The sequence below is a fragment of the Streptomyces avidinii genome (assembly GCF_014650695.1).
Lineage (GTDB): Bacteria > Actinomycetota > Actinomycetes > Streptomycetales > Streptomycetaceae > Streptomyces > Streptomyces avidinii.
Window position 1 is genome coordinate 208,633 of sequence record NZ_BMVL01000008.1, and the last position, 18,088, is coordinate 226,720.

Below are 18,088 nucleotides of genomic sequence, written 5' to 3' on the forward strand. Positions count from 1 at the left end.
CGATTCCACACCGGCCGTGGCGCCGGTAGACAGGGAAGGACCCATGCGACAGGTACTGAGCCGACAGGTACTGGGCAAGGGGATGCTCACGGCGGCAGCCGCTTCGAGTCTGCTGTCGATCGCGACCGGCGCGGCCTACGCGCACCCCGGAGCGACGGCCGAGGCCTCGCATTCACCGGGCGTGCTGGCCGGCAACAGCGTCTCGGTACCGATCACCTTCGCACCCAACGTGTGCGGCAACAGCGTGGACGGCGGTGCGGCGCTCAACCCTTCGATGGGGAACACGTGCGTGACCAGCACCGGCTCGCACCGGGACGACGGCCACGACTACGGCCGCTACCTCAGCCCCGAGCACGCCGAGGCGTTCGAGCGCTACCTCGACGAGCGCGGGGGCGGCCGGCACGCGGTCCCGGAGCAGCGCCACGAGAACGGGTACGAGCAGCCCCGGCAGGAGCGGCCCCGGCACGAGGGACCGCGGCACGCGAAGCCCCGCCACGAGGAGCCCCGCCACGAGGGCGGCTACGGCGGCCAGGGCGGAGAGCGGGACAAGGAGGAGGAGTGCGACGACCACCCCGGGTCCGCGCCGCCCCCGCCGGTCCACCACGCTCCCCCCGCGCCCGAGCAGCCGCACCCCAAGCCGGAACCGGTCCAGGAGCACCCGGCCCCGCTCCCCGCCCCGGAACCGGTCCAGGAGGCGCCCGCGCCGCTTCCCGAGACCCCGCCCGCGCCCCCCGCGCCGCAGCCCCCGGCGGAGGAGGCCCCGGCCCCGCTGCCCGCCCCGGAGCCCTTCCCGGAACCGGAGGCGCCGCACACACTGCCCGCCCCGGCCCCCGGCCCGCCGCCCGTGGTCGAGGAGGGCCCCCCGTCCGGTCCGCCGCACGGCAGCCTTCCCGTGGAACACCCCGCGCCGGCTCCGGCGCCCGCGCCCGGGGTCGTACCGCCGGCGGACCAGCCGCCGGCCGCCCCCGGTGGTGACACCCCGGCCGGCCTCCCCCCGGCACCGCTCCCCGCTCCTGCCCCGGCGCCCGCTCCCGCGCAGCCGGCGGCTCCCGCTCCGGCGCACGTGACCGGCCCGATGCTGGCCGAGACCGGCGCGGGTCAGCCCGCGGCCGCGGCCGCCCTCGCCAGCGCCCTGATCCTGGGCGGCGCCATTCTGTACCGGCGCTCCCGCGTCTCCTGACCGGCAATACCGGTAATCAGAAGAAATATCGGCCGGAGAATCCTCACCGGATTCTCCGGCCGCTGCCATGCCCCGCCCCTTGACCGCGTGCGCGTTCGCGTTTCCGCAGCGGCGGGGAATCGTTACCCAGGGCGAAAGTGGCGCGACGGTCGCCACGACACCTCTGTCCACTAAAAGAAGAGGATTTCGATAATGAAGCTCACGAAGGTCGCCGCTGTCGTCGTCGGCTCCGTCGCCGCGCTCGGCGCCTCCACCACCGCCTTCGCCGCCGACACCACGGCTGCGATGCCCCCCATGAGCCTGACCGGCGGGGTGACCGAGACGCTGAACTCCGTCGGGCCCGTCTCCGAGTCGCTTCCGCAGACCGTGGGCAACGGACTGGCCGAACAGGGCGACACCGTCAACAAGGTCGTGGGTACCGCCCAGAAGGTGAACAAGGTCCGCAACGACGTACCCGGCACCGTGCTCGGCCTCGCCAACGGCGCCACCCAGGCCAACCCGATGCTCGGCGGCGTGAAGCTCAACGGCGGCCAGGGCTGAACCGTCCCGGCTGAACACCCGCCGACACGACTGTGGGCGCCACCGGCAAGGCCGGGGCGCCCACGGTCGGTTGTTCTGCCGACGTCAGTTGTTGACGCAGACGTTGCCGAAGGCCGGGTTCAGCAGGCCGACGACGTTCACGCTGTTGCCGCAGACGTTGACCGGAACGTGGACCGGGACCTGGGCCAGGTTGCCGGAGAGGACGCCGGGGGAACCCACGGCCGCGCCTTCGGCCGACGAGTCGGCGGCGGCGGAGCCGGCGGCACCGGCCGCGGCGAGACCGGCGGTGGCCAGAACCAGGGCGGCCTTCTTGGCAGAGTTCATGGGAAGTGCACCTTCTGTTCGATGTTCTGCCCCGATCCGGGGCTCACACCGAGCGAAACGGTCCATCTTCCCGGACGACACGGTCACACACGCAATGAGACCTGTTCGGCTCAATTGTCGTAACCATCGGACGGGTTCGGTCCGCGACCGCTCCTACGGGACGGCAGGAAGGGCCGGGGTCACGGGGACCGCCGGCGTCACGGGAAGCTCCGGGGTCGCGGGCAGCTCCGGGAGCGCCGGAACCTCGGGGACCGCGGGCAGTTCCGGCACCAGCCCGTCGACCGGCGGAACCTCCACCGGCAGCTCGGGAATGAGGCCGGACAGGTCGGGGAGGGTCAGCTCCGGGAGCTTCGGCAGTTCGATGGGCGGCAGCTTCACCCCGGCGGGCAACAGGCCCCCGACGGAGGCGAGAAGGTCCTGCAGCGTCTTGGTGAGCCCCGCCAGGAGATCGTCGATCGGACCGGCCTTGGCGCGCTGCTCGATCTTCTCGACCTGGCGCTGGACGGAGGCGACTCGGCCGCTCAGGGCCCCGGAGCCGTCGACGTCCGCGGCGACCGCGGGAGCAGCCGCGCCGGACAGTATGACGACGGCGAGGGCCGACGGGACGAGGAGGCGGGCGCGGGACGGCTTCGTGTGGTGCATGGATGTTCCTTCTCGGTGGGGACACACAAACGGACCCGAATGATCCGCTTCCTCACCCACCGTGCGAACACCTCGTACGGAGCGCAACCGGAACCTGCACGGATGCGCGCTGCGTACGGGCTTCGCGCACGCGTCCGGAGGCTCCTCACCCGGGCCGGGGAAAACCTCGACACGCGCAGGCCGTTTGAGTGAAGCAGCGGAACCAACCCCCCGGTCGGGCAGTTGACCAGGGCGCTCCATCAGCGGGCACTCGTGCGACAGAAGGAACAAGATGTTCAAGAAGTTCATGACCGCCGCCGCGGTCTCCGCCGTTGCGATCGGCGCGGGCGCTGCCGCCGCGGCCCCGGCCATGGCCATCGGCAACGACAACGGGGTCAACACCGTCAACGGCAACGGCGCCGTGCAGGCCTACGGCAACCAGAAGACCGCCGGCGACATGAGCCCGCAGCTCAGCCTGGTCCAGGGCACCCTCAACAAGCCCTGCATCGGCCTGCCCGCCAAGGTCAACGCCCAGTCGCTGATCGCCGCGCTCAACATCGGGGTCCAGGACATCAACGTCCTGTCCAACCCGCAGAACCAGCAGTGCACCGAGAACTCCACCCAGGCCAAGGGCGACGAGCCGCTCTCGCACATCCTGGACAACATCCCGGTCCTGTCGGGCAACCTCTCTGCCAACAGCTGACCTGCTCCCCCGCCCTTCGGGCGATCGCGGGCCGCTGAGCCTGTGGAGTGAATGACGAGGGCCCCGGCGACGTCCAGCCGCCGGGGCCCTCTTCGTACGCCGCCCCGGCGGTCAGCCGGTCCAGAAGTCCCACCAGCGCGTGAGGATCAGCATGCCGATCACTCCGATGTGCAGGGCGGGCGGCGCCCAGCCGAACTCGGTGAAGAAGCCCCGCAGCGGGCCGGGCGCGGGCAGGACGCGCGTGCGGACGTTGTGTGCGGTGACCGCCCAGAACATGAGCAGGGTCGCGATCCAGGCCAGGCAGCACCAGAGGCAGAGCGCGTTGATCTCGTAGAGCGACTGGACCATCAGCCAGGTGCAGAATCCGACACCGAAGAGCGTGCCGGCGTTCAGTCCGAGCCAGAACCAGCCGCGGTAGCGGGCGCCGGCGAGCAGACCCGCGCCGACACAGACGACGACGCCGTACGCGACGAGCCCGAGCATCGGATTGGGGAAGCCGAAGGCCGCCGCCTGGTCGCTCTGCATCACGCTGCCGCAGGAGACCACCGGGTTGAGACTGCACGCCGGTTTGAAGTCCGGGTCCTCCAGCAGGAGGAACTTGTCGAGGGTGATCACCCAGGAGGCCAGCAGCCCGGCCGCCCCGGTGACGGCCAGCAGCCAGGCCAGCCCTCTCGGGGCGGTGTTCGGCTCGCCCTCGTGTCCACTGCGGGGCCGTACCTGCTGGCGCGGGAGGCCCACTGTATTCGTTGCCATGTGCCCCATAGTCCCGCGCTCCCTACCAGATCGGGCCCAACCGTGCCCATCCGTACGCAAGTTGACCTGAAGGTGTGGCGGGAACCTCCGATGCTTCCCGGACGTTTTACCGAACCCCGGACGTGATGTCAGAACCAGGGGTTACGTTGAGCTTCCGCGAAGTAACAAGCTGCGACGGCCTGGAGACCCACCTTGAGCGATCCGTACGAGACAACCGAGGCGCACCTCGAACGACTCCTCGGCCGCGCCCTCAACTCCTTCGACCTGCCCGACAGGTTGGTCGAGCGCCTCGGCACGGCGCTCGCCCACAGCTCTTCGCTCTACACCACCCACCACAGCCCGGAGTCGGGAATCCGGCGGGAGACCCACCGGCACACCTACCTGCTGAGCGACGGCGGATCCGTCTCGCTGTGGGAGCTGACGTACCGGCTGGTGGGCGACCGGACCTTCCGGCACGAGGTCTTCGCGAGCAAGGCGGAGACCTGCCTGGCCGTGACCCGGCTGTTCGGCGAGGCGTCCGCCGGGGCGTCGCCCGACCCGGTGCTGGTGCCGGGCGAGGAGGAGCCGGTGAACGACGTGTCGGTGCTGAGCGCGCTGTATGCGGCCTCGGCGCCGGTGCAGCGGCACCGGGAGTACGTGGTGGAGCAGTCCGCCGACCATGCACGCCGGGTGCTGCGCCGCGCGGAGAACGCCGATCGGCCGGGTGAGCCGGTGGCGACGCTGCTGCGGTCGGCGTACGGGCACCAGATCACCCAGGCCTTCGGTGCGCGGCAGTGCCCGGCGGACGGGCGCAGCTCGGGCGCCGGATTCAGCCTGTACGAGCACGCCTTCGTCCTGCTGGACGGAACGGAGCTCAGCCTGTGGGAGGTGGAGCACACGGCGACGCCGGACGGACGTCACATGTGCGAGGTGTACGCGAGCGAGGCGGCCGCACGCGAAGCGATGGAACTCCGCGCGCGCGTCCGGTGAACCGGGCCGATCGGAAGGCCCGGGCCGTCTCTCTCTGATCCTGCGGGCCCGGCAAGAACCGAGAGAGTCGGCCTAGAACCCGTCGTCGAGGGGCAGGTCCAGGGGCGGGTCCTGGGTGATGCGGACCTGATCGGGGAGCAGGTCCGCCGGGGTGGGCATGACGCTGCCCGGCAGCCGGACGGCGGCCGCGCCGTGGGCCAGGGCCGAGGCGAGGGCCTCCGGTCCGGCCCCTCCCGCGATCAGGAAACCGGCCAGTGAAGCGTCTTCGGCCCCTACGCGGCTGCGCACCGCCGAGGTCGGGGCGGTGCCGTGGCAGGCGCCCTCCGCCGAGACCAGGAGCCTGCCGTCCCGGCCGAGGGAGACCAGCACGGCTCGGGCGCCGAGGGTGCGGAGCTCCTCCGCGGCCTTGATCGCGTCGCCCAGGGTGGGCAGCGGGCGGCCGACGGCCGACGCGAGCTCGGCCGCGTCGAGTTCGATCACGTCCGGGCGGGCCGCCAGCGCCGCGGGCAGCGCCGGGCCCGAGGTGTCCAGGGCGATGCGGGCGCCGGCCGCGTGGGCCCGGTGGACCAGTTCGGCGTACCACCCGGGCTCCAGGCCGCGCGGGAGGCTGCCGCAGCAGGCGATCCAGGCGACCTCGGCGGCGCAGGAGCGGACGGTGTCCAGGAGGAGGGCGGACTCCTCCCGGGAGAGCTCCGGACCGGGCGGGTTGATCTTGGTGAGGGTGCCGTCCGGCTCGGCGAGCGCGATGTTCGAGCGGGTCTGCCCGGCGATCGTGACGGCCGTGACGTCCACGCCCTGCGCACCGAGGAGTTCGGCGAGCAGCACGCCGGGGGCGCCGCCCAGCGGGAGGACCGCCGTCGTCCGGACGCCCGCGGCGGCCACCGCGCGGGAGACGTTGACGCCCTTGCCCCCGGGGTCGGCCCGCTCTCCGTCGGCGCGCAGCACCCGCCCCCGGGTCAGCGCGGGGACCCCGTAGGTGCGGTCGAGGGAGGGGTTGGGGGTGACGGTGAGGATCATACGAGCACAACTTCCGTACCGGCGGCCTCGATGGAGGCCTGGTGGGCGGGGCCGAGCCCCGTGTCCGTGATGAGCAGGTCGATGTCGGAGAAGGAGCCGAAGCGCGCGAAGTGTTCCTGGCCCGCCTTGGCCGAGTCGGCGAGGAGGACGACGCGGCGGGCGGCGGCCATCGCGGCGCGCTTGACGGCCGCCTCGGCCTGGTCCGGGGTGGTCAGGCCGCCCTCGGCCGTGAAGCCGTTGGTCGCGAGGAAGAGCACGTCCGCGCGGATCTCGGCGTACGCGCGCAGCGCCCACACGTCCACGGCGGCGCGGGTGCGGTGGCGGACGCGGCCCCCGACGAGGTGGAGGTCGATGCCGGTACGGCCGGCGAGCCGGGCGGCGACGGGCAGCGCGTGGGTGACCACCGTGAGCACCGCGTCGGCGGGGATCGCGGCGGCCAGCCGGGCGACGGTGCTGCCGGCGTCCAGGACGACGCTGCCGCCGTCGGGGATTTCGGCCAGTGCGGCGGCGGCGATGCGGTGCTTCTCGTCGGCGGCGGTGGCCTCGCGCTCGGTGAGGTCGGGCTCGAATTCGAGGCGGCCGGCCGGGATGGCCCCGCCGTGCACCCGGCGGAGGAGGCCGGAGCGGTCGAGGGCCGTGAGGTCCCGGCGGACGGTCTCGGCGGTGACCTGGAACCGGTCGGCGAGGGAGAGCACGTCGACGCTGCCCGCCTCGTGGGCGAGACGGAGGATCTCCTGGCGGCGCTCCGGTGCATACATGTGGGTTTACGTCCGTTTCATGCCCGAATCAGTGGATTCACCCCACCGTACTCACCTTTGTGGCGAGAAACAAAAAAGAACGGACATGTCCGCCTCCAGGGGCGGACATGTCCGTGCGGTGGCGCCGGCGGACCGGGTCAGCCGGCCGGGACCTTCTCGGGGGTCCGGCCCGCGTGCTCGGAGCCGCCCTCGCGCTGCTCCATCGGGAGCGCCCGGCGCGGCAGGACGAACATCACCGCGAAGATCACGACGAGTACGGCCACGACCCACCACAGTGCGCCGCGGAAGGCCTCCACGTAGGGCGGGCCGAAGACCATGTCGTCGTCGATCAGGCCGAAGAAGACGACGGAGGTCAGGGCCAGGCCCAGGGCGTTGCCCATCTGGCCGGTGGTGTTGATCAGACCCGAGGCGGATCCGGCGTGCTCGCGCGGCACCTCGGAGAGCACGGTGTCGTTCAGCGGGGCCACGATCAGGCCCATGCCGACGCCCATGACGACCAGCGGGGCGGCCATCTGCCAGGAAGCGATCTCCATGCCGTAGTGCTGCGACTCCCAGATGTAGAGGAGCAGCCCGGCGCCCATGATCAGCGCGCCGGCCTGGAGCACCTTGCGGCCGAAGCGGGGCACGAGCTTCTCGACCGAGAGGCCCGCGGCGACCGAGACGGCGATGGAGAACGGGATGCCGGTGAGACCGGCGCGCAGCACGCTCCAGCCGAGCCCCATCTGCATGTACATCGTCCAGACCAGGAAGAAGATGCCGGTGGCGATGCCGAAGGTCAGCTGGACGGCGATGCCTCCGGCGAAGCTCTTGACCTTGAAGAGGGAGAGCTCGACGAGCGGGGAGCCGTCCTTCTTGATCTTGTACTTCTCGTACGCGATGAAGGCGGCGAAGACGAACGGCGCGGCGATCATGCAGCCGAAGCCCCAGAGCGGCCAGTCGTTCTCGTGGCCGTGGGTCAGCGGGAAGATCAGCAGGACCAGGGCGAGGGTGGCGAGGACGACGCCGACCAGGTCCAGGCGCAGCGCCTGCGGGGCCTTGGACTCGGCGATGAACTTGCGGCCCAGGATCACGCCCATGATGCCGACGGGCAGGTTGATCAGGAAGATCGGGCGCCAGCCGAGACCGAAGAGGTCCCACTCGATGAGCAGCGCGCCGAGCAGCGGGCCCGAGACGGCCGCGAGGCCCACGATCGCGCCGAACATGCCGAAGACCTTGCCGCGCTCCTGCGGCGGGAAGGTGACGTGGATGATCGCCAGGACCTGCGGAACCATCAGGGCGGCCATACCGCCCTGGAGGAGGCGGGCGACGACGAGCACGTCCGGGGTCGACGCGATGCCGCAGAGCAGCGAGGCCGCGGTGAACCCGGCGATGCCGATGAGGAAGATGCGCTTGCGGCCGTAGATGTCACCGAGACGACCGCCGGTGATCAGGCCGGCGGCGAAGGCGAGCGCATAGCCCGCGGTGATCCACTGGATCGCGCTGGTGGAGGCGCCGAAGTCCTCGCGCATGGTGCGGATGGCTATGTTGACGATCGTGACGTCGACCAGGTCCATGAAGGCCGCGGTCATCACGATGGCGAGCGCCAGCCAGCGGCGGCGGTCGGCGGTCGAGCTGGGTGCGTCGTGGGCTACGTCGTTCCGCTCTTCTTGTGTGGGCCCGTTCTCTCTTTCGGGCGATGTCTTGGGCGTCTCGGTGCTCATGAGGAGAAACCTAGACGGCGTCTAGGTCAGTCTGTGTCCTATTTCGCTGGCAGCCTTGATTCATGACCGACACCCCCGCACGGCTGCTGTCCCTGCTGTCCCTCCTCCAGACCCCGCGCGAATGGCCGGGGAGCGAGCTGGCGCTGCGGCTGCGGGTGAGCGCCCGCACGATCCGGCGCGACATCGAGCGACTGCGGGAGCTCGGCTACCCGGTGGAGGCCACGCTGGGCGCCGAGGGCGGATACCGGCTGGTCGCGGGCGCGGCGATGCCGCCGCTGCTCCTCGACGACGAGGAGGCCGTGGCGATCGCGGTGGGGCTGCGGGCGGGGGCCGGGCATGCGATCGAGGGGGTCGAGGAGGCCTCCGTACGGGCCCTGGCGAAGCTGGAGCAGGTCCTGCCCTCGCGGCTGCGGCACCGGGTGAGCGCGCTCCAGTCGGCCACGATCGCCCTGACCCGGGGCGACGGCGCGAGCGTGGACCCGCGCACGCTGACGACGATGGCGGCCGCGGTGGCCGGGCCGGAGCGACTGCGGTTCGCGTACCGGGCGGGGAACGGCGCCGAGTCGCGCCGACTGGTGGAGCCGTACCGGCTGGTGAGCACCGGGAGCCGGTGGTACCTGGTCGCCTACGACCTGGAACGGGAGGACTGGCGGACCTTCCGGGTGGACCGGGTCGACGAGGCGTTCGCGACGGGCGCCCGGTTCGTACGGCGGAACCTGCCGATGGAGGCGGAGGAGTTCGTACGGCGGGGGCTGCGGGGCGGCGAGAAGCAGCCGTACCTGGTGGAGGTCAGCTTCGCGGCGGCCCCGGCGGAGCTGCCGGCCTGGCTGCGGGCGGTGGCCCTGCCGGGGGCGGACGGCGAGACCCCGGTGCGCTTCGAGAGCGCGGACGCGCCGGAGTGGACCGTGGCTCGCCTCGCCCTGACGGGCCTGCCCTTCACGGTGCGGGAGCCGGCTGCGCTGCGGACTGCGGCGGAGGCGCTGGCCGCGCGGCTGACCGGGGCAGCAGCGCCGTAGAGCGGAGCTCCGCCCCGGTCCCCGCCGAGGAGGGGGGCTGCATCATGCCGGGCAGCCGGGCAGGAGAGAGCCCCGGCGCCTGGGGGGGGATAGGCACCGGGGCTCGTTCAGGGGGCTTGGCCGCGGGCCGCTCTAGGCCACGGCGTCGAAGCCGGTGTCACGCGCCATCCGCTTCAGCTCCAGCAGTGCGTGCTTCTCGATCTGGCGGATCCGCTCGCGGGTCAGGCCGTGCTGCTTGCCGACCTCCGTGAGGGTCCGCTCGCGGCCGTCCTCGATGCCGTACCGCATCTTGATGATCGACGCCGTGCGCCGGTCGAGCTTGCCCAGCAGGTCCTCCAGCTCCTCGCTGCGCAGCAGGGAGAGCACGGACTGCTCGGGCGAGATCGCCGAGGTGTCCTCCAGGAGGTCACCGAACTGGGTGTCGCCGTCGTCGTCGACCGCCATGTTCAGGCTGACCGGGTCGCGCGCCCAGTCCAGTACGTCGCCCACGCGCTTCTCCGTCGAGTCCAGCTCGGCGGCGATCTCGGCGTGTTCCGGGTCGCGGCCGTTCTCGCGGTTGAATTCGCGCTGGATGCGGCGGATCCGGCCGAGCTCCTCGACCAGGTGGACGGGGAGGCGGATGGTGCGGGACTGGTCCGCGATGGACCGGGTGATCGCCTGACGGATCCACCACGTGGCGTACGTGGAGAACTTGAAGCCCTTGGCGTAGTCGAACTTCTCGACCGCGCGGACCAGGCCGGCGTTGCCCTCCTGGATCAGGTCGAGCAGGGGCAGACCGCTGCGCGGATAGCGCCGGGCGACGGCCACCACGAGGCGGAGGTTGGAGCGGATGAAGACTTCCTTGGCGCGCTCGCCCTCGGCGGCCAGCACCTCCAGCTCCTCGCGGGCCGGGGTCTCCCCGTCCCGCTCTATCGCCCCGTCGAGGATCTGCTGGGCGTAGACGCCCGCCTCGATGATCTGGGACAGCTCCACTTCTTTGGCCGCGTCGAGCAGCGGGGTGCGCGCGATCTCGTCCAGGTACATGCCGACCAGGTCGCGGTCTGCGATCTCCCCGCCCACAGCGCGTGCGCTGCTCGTGGACTGACGACGGGCGACGGCGCGGGTTGCCATGCGTGCTCCCTTGCGAAGTGTTCGGTCGCGGTGCGGCTGGTGGACGCCTCCGGGACGGCTGCCAACCGGTCCGGAACGTCACGGACACTCTCCCGAGTGCCCGCTTCCGAAGGAAACAACGACTGGAATCGGGACAGAATTCCCACGCTGCTCCCTCTTTCTCGAGATCTTGCAGTATCCTGCCCCGCCCGCGCCGCGTCCGCGACGGAGCCGGAATACCACGAGAGCTCGAAGGAGCGCAGGTCAGGACCGGTGCGGAGGCGAATTCCGGAGGCGCATGTGGGCCTTTACCTCCACCACACCTCTGAGACCGCCGTCACCATTGACACGACCCCGTTCACCCCGGAAGAGCGCCGATCCCGGCCGCACTCCACCCCTGAAGACGGCCTTCACGGGCTCCCGGTTGCCTGGACTGACGATCGAACGCCTGAATAGCCCACAAGAGCCGCATTCCGGGCGAAAGGGTCCACCGCTCGCCGGGACCGGACGGGAGGGCTAGCCGAACTGGAGGGAGCGCTTCGAGAGGCCCATCCAGAAGCCGTCCACCGGGGTGCGGGCAGCCGTCAGGTCGGATGCGGCCGCGCCGAGGGTGACGAAGAGCGGGGCGAAGTGCTCCGTGCGGGGGTGGGCCAGGCGGCCCGCCGGGGACTTGTTCTCGAAGTCCAGCAGGGCGTCCAGATCGGACGCCGCCAGGGCCTCGCGCCCCCACGCGTCGAACTCCGCCGACCAGGCGGGGACGCCCGGGCCCGTGTGGCGCAGGGCGGCCAGGTTGTGCGTGAAGAAGCCGCTGCCGACGATCAGTACGCCCTCGTCGCGCAGCGGGGCCAGCTTGCGGCCGAGGTCCATCAGCCGGGCCGGGTCCAGGGTGGGCAGGGAGATCTGCAGGACCGGGATGTCGGCCTCCGGGTACATCTCCACCAGGGGGACGTACGCCCCGTGGTCCAGGCCGCGGTCGGGGATGTCCTGGACGGGAGTACCGGGGGCCCGCAGCAGTTTGCGGACCGAGGCGGCCAGCTCCGGGGCGCCGGGGGCGTCGTAGCGGACCCGGTAGTAGTGCTCCGGGAAGCCCCAGAAGTCGTACACGAGCGGGACGCGCTCCGTGGCGCCGAGGGCGAGCGGGGCCTCCTCCCAGTGGGCGGAGACCATGAGGATCGCCCGGGGGCGGGGCAGACCGGCGGACCAGTCGGCGAGCTCGCCGGGCCAGATCGGGTCGTCGGCCAGCGGGGGTGCGCCGTGGCTCAGGTACAGGGCCGGTATGCGGGTCACCGGGGCGCTCCTCCGCTTGGTTGAAATACGTAGTGAAAACAGACTAACCCCATCTCGTTCAAATTTGAACGAGATGGGGTCGTCAGTCATTCCGAAGGGCCCTCGGCCCCGATCAGTGAGCGATCACCGGAACCTTGAGCTCGGCGTCCTCCGCGGAACCGGAGGCAACCGGGCCGCCCGCACCCGGACGGCCGGTGTTGATCAGCGCCAGGGCGATGGCCGCGCTGGCGGCGAGGATGCCGACCGCCCACCAGATGGCGGAGGCGTACCCCTCGACCATGGCCTGCGCCTGGATCAGCTGCCCGGCCGGGCCGCCCGCCGCGGCCTCGGCCGCGTGGTCGGTCAGGTAGGCGGTGGTCGCCGAGGCGGCGATGGTGTTGAGCAGCGCGGTGCCGATGGCGCCGCCGACCTGCTGCGAGGTGTTGACCATGGCGGAGGCGACACCGGCGTCGGCCGGGTTCACCCCGTGCGTGGCCAGGGACATCGCCGGCATGAACGCCGTACCCATGCCGAGGCCGAGCAGCAGCTGCGCCGGCAGGATCAGCGCCGGGTAGGAGGATCCGACCTCCAGCTGGGTCAGCAGCAGCATGCCGAGGGCGGCGACCAGGAAGCCGGGGCCCATCAGCAGGCGCGGCGGGACCCGGGTCATCAGGCGGGCGCCGATCTGGGTGGAGCCCGTGATCATGCCCACGATCATCGGCATGAAGGCGAAGCCGGTCTTGACGGGCGAGAAGCCCTTCACGACCTGCAGGTAGTAGGTGAGGAAGAGGAACAGGCCGAACATCGAGATGACGGCGAGGCCGAGCGAGAGGTAGACACCGCCGCGGTTGCGCTCCAGCAGGACGCGCAGCGGCAGCAGCGGGGACTTCACCTTGGACTCGACGAGGACGAAGGCGGCCAGCAGCAGCGCCGAGGCGACGAACATCGTGATCGTCAGGACGTCCGACCAGCCGGCGGACTCGGCGCGGGTGAAGCCGTACACGAGGGCGACGAGACCGCTGGTGGACAGGACCACGCCCGGGATGTCGAGCGGCGCCCGGTTGCGGGAGCCGGCGGGCTCACGGATGACCATCCAGGCACCCACGGCCGCGACGATCGCGAAGGGGATGTTGACGAAGAAGGTCCAGCGCCAGTTGAGGTACTCGGTCAGGAAGCCGCCGAGGATCAGGCCGACGGCGCCGCCGCCGCCCGCGATGGCTCCGTAGATGCCGAAGGCCTTGGCGCGCTCCTTGGCGTCGGTGAACATGACCGCGAGCAGCGACAGGGCCGCCGGCGCGAGCAGTGCGCCGAAGGCTCCCTGGAGGGCGCGGGCGCCGAGCATCATGGCCTCGCCGTTCGCGGCGCCGCCGAGCGCGGAGGCCAGGGCGAAGCCGATGAGTCCGACGACGAAGGCGTTCTTACGGCCCCACTTGTCGGCGATGCGGCCGCCGAAGAGGAGCAGTCCGCCGAAGGCCAGCGCGTACGCGGTGATGACCCACTGGCGGTTGCCGTCCGAGATGCCGAGGTCGGTCTGGGCGGAGGGGAGCGCGATGTTCACGATGGTCGCGTCGAGGACGACCATCAGCTGGGCCAGGGCTATGAAGACGAGTGCCTTCCAGCGGCTGGGATCGGCAGCCGGCGCGAGGCTCGCGGCTGTTTTTGACATGGAGGTACCCACTTCACTGTGCGGAATGACTGAAAAAGACTAGTTCTTGAGCTTTGTGCGAGTCACATGGTTTTCTGCCGCAGGTCGTCCAGCGTGGCTGCCGAGCCCGGGAGTTCGGAGCGCGCCGGGGCCCGCAAGCCGTCGAGGAAGAGCTGGAGATGGCGGTGGGCGAACCGGTCGGTGTCCAGGCATCCGACGCCCGGGAGGGGGCGGCTGAGCTGGGACAGGGCGACCATCAGGTCACCCGCGCCGATGTCCGTGCGGACCAGTCCGGCGCTCTGGCCGGCGGTCAGCAGGGTCACGACGGCCTCCTCCAACACGGTGCGCGCCTCGATGAGTTCGGGGTGTTCGCCGTCGAAGCCGTCGGCGAGCATCGGGCACAGGGCGCCGATCCGCTCGTCCGCGGCGGCGTGCGTGAACCGGCAGAGCGCGGCGAAGGCGTCGGGCTCCTCGGCGAGGGAGGCCTCGGCCGAGGCCGTCACCCGGCCCATCGTGAAGAGCACGACGTGGTGCACGAGGGAGGCCCGGTCGGGGAAGTGCCGGTAGAGCGTGGCATTGCCGATGCCGGCCCGGCGGGCCACCTCGTCGAAGGGGGTCGTGGAGCCGGATTCGACGAAGGCCTCGCGGGCCGCCGCCAGGATGCGCTCGCGATTGCGGACGGCGTCGGCGCGCGGACGCGGCACCGCCGTCGTCGCCGGCGCCGGTGCCGGTGCCGTCCCCGTCCCTGTCGTCGTCGCCGTCGCCGTCGCCGTCGCCGTCGCCGTCGCCGGGTCCACGCTCGCCGCGGGGGCGGGCCGGACCGCCGTGGCGGTGCTGGTGGAGCGCTTCATCGCGGTGCCTCCCTGGTGCGGACTCGTGGACTCGTGGTGCATGTGGTGCGTGCAGTGCGACCGCCCCAAACGGGGAGCCACTCCCCGCTTGGCGGGACTCACGTACAAACGGGGATCCGGTCCCCGGTTATTTCACTCCTCGGCGTGACCTGGGTCACCACCCCGTCCACGTTCGGCCTCTCCCGACGCGCGGGCGCGGCGCGCCCGGCGGAGGGTGATCGAACAGAGCGCAGACCGGGCAGGGCCGGCTGCCGCGGACCCGAAGGCGATCTCCATGCCGCAGACCCGCCAGCGGATACGCAGACCACGCCGCACCAGCGCGTACATCGGCCTGACCGCGCTGGCCCTCGGTGTCACGACGACCGCGAGCACCGGCATATCCAGCCGCGGGCATTCGGCGGCCGGAGCGGTGGCGACGACCGTGGAATCGGCTCTCGCGCCCTGTCGGATCGCGGGCACCATGGGGGTGCAGATGTCCGAGGGCATGCCGACCCCTCCCGGGTACGCGCGCTCGACCGGCGAGGTCCGGGCCCTGAACCTGATGGTCGACTTCCCCGACGCCAAGGGCGAGGGCACGGCGGCGGACCGGATGGCCGAGTTCTTCCCGCAGACGGCCGAGTGGTTCCGCACCAGCTCCTACGGCCGGCTGGCCTACCGGGCCGAGGCGCCGATAAGGGACTGGTTGCGGATGCCGATGCCCTTCGCGGCGTACGGGATCGAGCGCGGGTCCGCGTACGAGCCCGGCTACCGGCAGCTCGTCGAGCACATCGCGAAGGCCGCCGACCCCGAGGTGGACTTCAGCCGGTACGACCTGATCAACATCCTGGTCACGCCGAACGCCGGGCCGTCCGCCCTGGACACCGTCCTGTCGGTGACCTTCTCGGGCAACGGCGAGGCACCGGTCGCCGACGGGGTGCCGCTGGCCAACACGTCCTTCGTCTACAGCCGGCAGGACGACGGCTCCGGCACCTACCGGGAAACCGGCTACCGGGTGCTCCCGCACGAGAACGGGCACGTCTTCGGACTGCCCGACCTCTACACCTCCGACGGCGGGAGCACGGTCGGGCACTGGGACATCATGAGCGAGGACTGGGGCGCCAACAACGACCTGATGGGCTGGCACAAGTGGAAGCTGGGCTGGCTGGACAGCACGCAGATCAGCTGCGCGTCCAAGTCGGGCACCAGCGACCACACCCTCTCCCCGCTGGGGGTGCGGGGCGGCACCAAGATGGCCTTCGTACCGCTGTCGGAGAGCGCCGGGTACGCGGTGGAGGTGCGGACCCGGGCCGGCAACGACGAGGCCGTCTGCAAGCCCGGCGTCCTCATCTACAAGGTGGACTCCGACGTGGACACCGGGCAGGGCCCGATCACCGTGTCGGACAGCGCGAACGCGAGCGGCGGCTGCACCCGGCGGCCCAACGTCCACGCGGAACTCTCGGACGCGCCGTTCCGGCCGGGCGAGACGTTCACCGACGAGAAGGCGGGCATCAGCGTCTCCGTGGTCGGCGAACTGCGCAACGGCAGCTACCAGGTCCGCATCATCCGGCCGTGACCCCGGCGCCGGGGAACGGACCCGTGCGCCGGGCCTGCGGACATGCCGGGGGCCCCCGCCTCGTGCGAGGGCCCACCGGCATGTCCGCAGGCCGCCGGGGACGGGTCAGCGGTGGACTACGCCTCCCACAGCCCGCTCACGGTGATGTTCGCCGAGGCGGCGAAAACGGCCGCCGCCGCGGGATCTCCCCGCGGGGGAGGCCGTCGGCCGCCGCGCTCCGTCAGTTGTCGGCGAGCGCCCGGCGCAGGACCTCCGCGACCGTGGGGCGGTGCTCCGCGGCCAGCAGGAAGAAGTGGTCGCCGTCGAACCGCAGCACCTGACACGATCCGGTCGTGTGGGCCGCCCAGCCGTCCAGCGGCTCGTGCGGGACCAGCGGGTCCGCCGTGCCGCCGAGCACGTGCAGGGGCACGTCGATCCGTACGTCCTCGAACCCGACCGCGGCCTCCCGACCCAGGTCGAGGTCGGCCCGCAGGACGCGCGTCACGTGGGCCAGCATCTCCGGATCGTGCAGCACCCACTCCGGGGTGCCGCCACCGTCCCGCAGCAGCCGGACGGCGTCCTCCTCGGTGGTGGTCGCGTGCGCCCGGCGCGGGGTCCGGCCGGGTACCTGCCCGCTGACGACGGCCGCCCGGCAGTGCGGGCCGAGCAGGCGTGCGGCGCGGGTGGCCAGGAGCGCGCCGAGGCTGTGCCCGAAGACCACCGTGGGCAGCGGGTCCCGGCCGAGCACCTCGTCGGAGACGGAGTCCAGAACCTGGTCGAGCCGGCAGCCGGGCGGCTCGCCGAACCGGCGCTCGCGGCCGGGCAGCGAGAGCCCGAGCACTTCCACGTGGTCGGGCAGCGACTCGATCACGGGGAAGAGGGTGTTGGGGCCGGACCCGGAGTGCGGGAACACCAGCAGCCGCACGCGCGGTGCGGTCACCGGCTCCCGCTGCCGCAGCAGCGGCCACCACGGCACGGCGGGGGAACGCGTCGTCGTCACGCCGAAGGCCCCCATCACGGGCAGTTGATGATCTGGCCGGCGTAGGACAGACCCCCGCCGAACGCGAAGAGCAGCACGGGCGATCCCTTCTCGATCTCACCCCGTTCGACGATCTTGGACAGCGCCAGCGGGATGCTCGCGGCCGAGGTGTTGCCCGAGTCGACGACGTCCTTGGCTATGACGGCGTTGACCGCCCCGATCTTGCGGGCGAGGGGCTCGATGATTCGCAGGTTGGCCTGGTGCAGCACGACGCCGCCCAGCTCCTCCGGCTTCACACCGGCCCGCTCGCAGACCTCCAGCGCGACCTTCGGCAGCGCCGTGGTGGCCCAGCGGTACACCGACTGCCCTTCCTGGGCGAAGGTGTTGGAGGGCGCCTCGATGCGCACGGCCCGCCCCATCTCGGGTACGGACCCCCACACGACGGGGCTGATCCCCGGTTCCTCGGAGGCGACCACGACGGCCGCGCCCGCACCGTCACCGACCAGCACGCAGGTGGTGCGGTCGGTCCAGTCGGCGAAGTCGGTGAGCTTCTCGACCCCGATGACCAGGGCCTTCGTCGCGGACCCCGTGCGTATGCTCTGGTCGGCCAGGGCCATGGCGTGCGGGAACCCGGAGCAGGCCGTGTTCACGTCGATGGCCGCGGGCGCCTTGGCCCCGACCGCGGCGGCCACGCGGGCCGCCGTGTTGGGCGAGCGGTCGAGCGCCGTGCAGGTGGCCACGATGACGAAGTCGATGTCCGCCCCGGTGAGTCCCGCACGGGCCAGAGCGTGCTCGGCGGCCTTCGCGGCCATGTCCGCCACCGACTCGTCCTCGGCCGCCACACGACGCGTTCTGATCCCGACCCGGCTCTGGATCCATTCGTCGCTGGTCTCGACCATCTGTTCAAGATCCGCGTTGGTCAGGACCCTTGACGGCTGATAGTGCCCGAAGGCAAGGACGCGCGACCCGACCATCAGTGTTTTCTCCTCGCTCCGTGGACCCGCTGCGGGTCCGGATTGACCAATGGTCAGCCTATGCAGCGGACCGCCTTACAGCGCCACCCATAGGTAGGCGTAGAGGTTTCCCAGGTGGAACGGCGGCCGAGGGACTCGAAGGCGGGTATGCCGCGCAGGCCCTCCAGCACCT

At 71.7% G+C, this 18,088-nt stretch carries 18 protein-coding genes; 6 read left to right on the forward strand and 12 right to left on the reverse strand.

Annotation, left to right across the window (positions count from 1 at the left end; genetic code table 11):
* The first annotated feature begins 43 nt into the window (after window positions 1-43).
* Together IE257_RS22510 and IE257_RS22515 are read left to right on the forward strand one after the other, a co-directional pair.
* The gene (locus IE257_RS22510) at window positions 44-1,180 is read left to right on the forward strand and encodes a chaplin (RefSeq protein ID WP_189971331.1); all 1,137 of its coding nucleotides are present in this window, start codon (window positions 44-46) and stop codon (window positions 1,178-1,180) included.
* A gap of 192 nt (window positions 1,181-1,372) precedes the next feature.
* Window positions 1,373-1,720 (forward strand): hypothetical protein, encoded by a 348-nt coding sequence (locus IE257_RS22515; RefSeq protein WP_189971333.1) that lies wholly within the window; start codon window positions 1,373-1,375, stop codon window positions 1,718-1,720.
* A gap of 84 nt (window positions 1,721-1,804) precedes the next feature.
* Here IE257_RS22515 and IE257_RS22520 read toward each other — a convergent pair whose 3' ends face one another.
* Both IE257_RS22520 and IE257_RS22525 read right to left on the reverse strand, forming a co-directional pair.
* The gene (locus IE257_RS22520; protein ID WP_189971335.1) at window positions 1,805-2,044 is read right to left on the reverse strand and encodes a chaplin; all 240 of its coding nucleotides are present in this window, start codon (window positions 2,042-2,044) and stop codon (window positions 1,805-1,807) included.
* 153 nt (window positions 2,045-2,197) lie between these two features.
* Window positions 2,198-2,686 (reverse strand): hypothetical protein, encoded by a 489-nt coding sequence (locus tag IE257_RS22525; RefSeq protein ID WP_189971337.1) that lies wholly within the window; start codon window positions 2,684-2,686, stop codon window positions 2,198-2,200.
* 271 nt (window positions 2,687-2,957) lie between these two features.
* Here IE257_RS22525 and IE257_RS22530 point away from each other — a divergent pair, with 271 nt between their 5' ends.
* A complete protein-coding gene (locus IE257_RS22530; protein WP_189971339.1) occupies window positions 2,958-3,368 on the forward strand; it encodes a rodlin in 411 nt (136 codons plus the stop codon).
* Between the two features lie 111 nt (window positions 3,369-3,479).
* Here the strand turns inward: IE257_RS22530 and IE257_RS22535 are convergent, their stop codons facing one another.
* Window positions 3,480-4,121 (reverse strand): vitamin K epoxide reductase family protein, encoded by a 642-nt coding sequence (locus IE257_RS22535; protein ID WP_189971341.1) that lies wholly within the window; start codon window positions 4,119-4,121, stop codon window positions 3,480-3,482.
* Between the two features lie 192 nt (window positions 4,122-4,313).
* Here IE257_RS22535 and IE257_RS22540 point away from each other — a divergent pair, with 192 nt between their 5' ends.
* Complete coding sequence (locus IE257_RS22540; protein WP_189971343.1) at window positions 4,314-5,090, forward strand: DUF6227 family protein; 777 nt, start codon at window positions 4,314-4,316, stop codon at window positions 5,088-5,090.
* A 72-nt stretch (window positions 5,091-5,162) separates the two neighbouring features.
* Here IE257_RS22540 and pfkB read toward each other — a convergent pair whose 3' ends face one another.
* From pfkB to IE257_RS22555, 3 genes are all read right to left on the reverse strand, one after another.
* On the reverse strand, window positions 5,163-6,107 hold the full coding sequence (pfkB, locus tag IE257_RS22545) for a 1-phosphofructokinase (protein WP_189971345.1): 945 nt from the start codon (window positions 6,105-6,107) through the stop codon (window positions 5,163-5,165).
* Window positions 6,104-6,865, reverse strand: coding sequence for a DeoR/GlpR family DNA-binding transcription regulator (locus tag IE257_RS22550; RefSeq protein ID WP_189971348.1), 762 nt, complete (start codon window positions 6,863-6,865; stop codon window positions 6,104-6,106). The genes pfkB and IE257_RS22550 overlap by 4 nt, the downstream gene beginning before the upstream one ends.
* A gap of 137 nt (window positions 6,866-7,002) precedes the next feature.
* A complete protein-coding gene (locus tag IE257_RS22555) occupies window positions 7,003-8,565 on the reverse strand; it encodes an MFS transporter (RefSeq protein WP_189971350.1) in 1,563 nt (520 codons plus the stop codon).
* 62 nt (window positions 8,566-8,627) lie between these two features.
* Between IE257_RS22555 and IE257_RS22560 the strand changes: the two genes are divergently transcribed.
* Window positions 8,628-9,581: a helix-turn-helix transcriptional regulator gene (locus IE257_RS22560; RefSeq protein ID WP_189971352.1), complete on the forward strand. Its 954-nt coding sequence runs from the start codon at window positions 8,628-8,630 to the stop codon at window positions 9,579-9,581.
* A 132-nt stretch (window positions 9,582-9,713) separates the two neighbouring features.
* Here the strand turns inward: IE257_RS22560 and IE257_RS22565 are convergent, their stop codons facing one another.
* From IE257_RS22565 to IE257_RS22580, 4 genes are all read right to left on the reverse strand, one after another.
* The gene (locus tag IE257_RS22565; protein WP_189971354.1) at window positions 9,714-10,691 is read right to left on the reverse strand and encodes a sigma-70 family RNA polymerase sigma factor; all 978 of its coding nucleotides are present in this window, start codon (window positions 10,689-10,691) and stop codon (window positions 9,714-9,716) included.
* A 495-nt stretch (window positions 10,692-11,186) separates the two neighbouring features.
* Window positions 11,187-11,948: a dioxygenase family protein gene (locus IE257_RS22570; protein ID WP_189971591.1), complete on the reverse strand. Its 762-nt coding sequence runs from the start codon at window positions 11,946-11,948 to the stop codon at window positions 11,187-11,189.
* A gap of 121 nt (window positions 11,949-12,069) precedes the next feature.
* Window positions 12,070-13,602, reverse strand: a complete 1,533-nt coding sequence (locus tag IE257_RS22575) for an MFS transporter (RefSeq protein WP_189971356.1) — start codon at window positions 13,600-13,602, stop codon at window positions 12,070-12,072.
* A 62-nt stretch (window positions 13,603-13,664) separates the two neighbouring features.
* Window positions 13,665-14,432 carry a TetR/AcrR family transcriptional regulator gene (locus IE257_RS22580; protein WP_189971358.1) on the reverse strand — a complete coding sequence of 256 codons (768 nt, stop codon included), beginning with the start codon at window positions 14,430-14,432 and terminating at the stop codon, window positions 13,665-13,667.
* 274 nt (window positions 14,433-14,706) lie between these two features.
* Between IE257_RS22580 and IE257_RS22585 the strand changes: the two genes are divergently transcribed.
* A complete protein-coding gene (locus IE257_RS22585) occupies window positions 14,707-15,984 on the forward strand; it encodes a M6 family metalloprotease domain-containing protein (RefSeq protein WP_189971360.1) in 1,278 nt (425 codons plus the stop codon).
* Between the two features lie 220 nt (window positions 15,985-16,204).
* Here the strand turns inward: IE257_RS22585 and IE257_RS22590 are convergent, their stop codons facing one another.
* On the reverse strand, window positions 16,205-16,963 hold the full coding sequence (locus tag IE257_RS22590) for a thioesterase II family protein (RefSeq protein ID WP_189971362.1): 759 nt from the start codon (window positions 16,961-16,963) through the stop codon (window positions 16,205-16,207).
* Between the two features lie 14 nt (window positions 16,964-16,977).
* Window positions 16,978-17,916, reverse strand: a complete 939-nt coding sequence (locus tag IE257_RS22595) for a beta-ketoacyl-ACP synthase III (RefSeq protein WP_189971364.1) — start codon at window positions 17,914-17,916, stop codon at window positions 16,978-16,980.
* Window positions 17,917-18,088: the final 172 nt, after the last annotated feature.

What these genes read in the sequence shown, in the direction of transcription:
- IE257_RS22525 (WP_189971337.1), bottom strand. Translation starts at nt 2,686, where the DNA reads ATGCACCACACGAAGCCGTCCCGCGCCCGCCTCCTCGTCCCGTCGGCC.
- IE257_RS22585 (WP_189971360.1), top strand. Translation starts at nt 14,707, where the DNA reads ATGCCGCAGACCCGCCAGCGGATACGCAGACCACGCCGCACCAGCGCG.
- IE257_RS22575 (WP_189971356.1), bottom strand. Translation starts at nt 13,602, where the DNA reads ATGTCAAAAACAGCCGCGAGCCTCGCGCCGGCTGCCGATCCCAGCCGC.
- IE257_RS22565 (WP_189971354.1), bottom strand. Translation starts at nt 10,691, where the DNA reads ATGGCAACCCGCGCCGTCGCCCGTCGTCAGTCCACGAGCAGCGCACGC.
- IE257_RS22520 (WP_189971335.1), bottom strand. Translation starts at nt 2,044, where the DNA reads ATGAACTCTGCCAAGAAGGCCGCCCTGGTTCTGGCCACCGCCGGTCTC.
- pfkB (WP_189971345.1), bottom strand. Translation starts at nt 6,107, where the DNA reads ATGATCCTCACCGTCACCCCCAACCCCTCCCTCGACCGCACCTACGGG.
- IE257_RS22510 (WP_189971331.1), top strand. Translation starts at nt 44, where the DNA reads ATGCGACAGGTACTGAGCCGACAGGTACTGGGCAAGGGGATGCTCACG.
- IE257_RS22555 (WP_189971350.1), bottom strand. Translation starts at nt 8,565, where the DNA reads ATGAGCACCGAGACGCCCAAGACATCGCCCGAAAGAGAGAACGGGCCC.
- IE257_RS22595 (WP_189971364.1), bottom strand. Translation starts at nt 17,916, where the DNA reads ATGGTCGGGTCGCGCGTCCTTGCCTTCGGGCACTATCAGCCGTCAAGG.
- IE257_RS22560 (WP_189971352.1), top strand. Translation starts at nt 8,628, where the DNA reads ATGACCGACACCCCCGCACGGCTGCTGTCCCTGCTGTCCCTCCTCCAG.
- IE257_RS22550 (WP_189971348.1), bottom strand. Translation starts at nt 6,865, where the DNA reads ATGTATGCACCGGAGCGCCGCCAGGAGATCCTCCGTCTCGCCCACGAG.
- IE257_RS22515 (WP_189971333.1), top strand. Translation starts at nt 1,373, where the DNA reads ATGAAGCTCACGAAGGTCGCCGCTGTCGTCGTCGGCTCCGTCGCCGCG.
- IE257_RS22530 (WP_189971339.1), top strand. Translation starts at nt 2,958, where the DNA reads ATGTTCAAGAAGTTCATGACCGCCGCCGCGGTCTCCGCCGTTGCGATC.
- IE257_RS22535 (WP_189971341.1), bottom strand. Translation starts at nt 4,121, where the DNA reads ATGGCAACGAATACAGTGGGCCTCCCGCGCCAGCAGGTACGGCCCCGC.
- IE257_RS22580 (WP_189971358.1), bottom strand. Translation starts at nt 14,432, where the DNA reads ATGAAGCGCTCCACCAGCACCGCCACGGCGGTCCGGCCCGCCCCCGCG.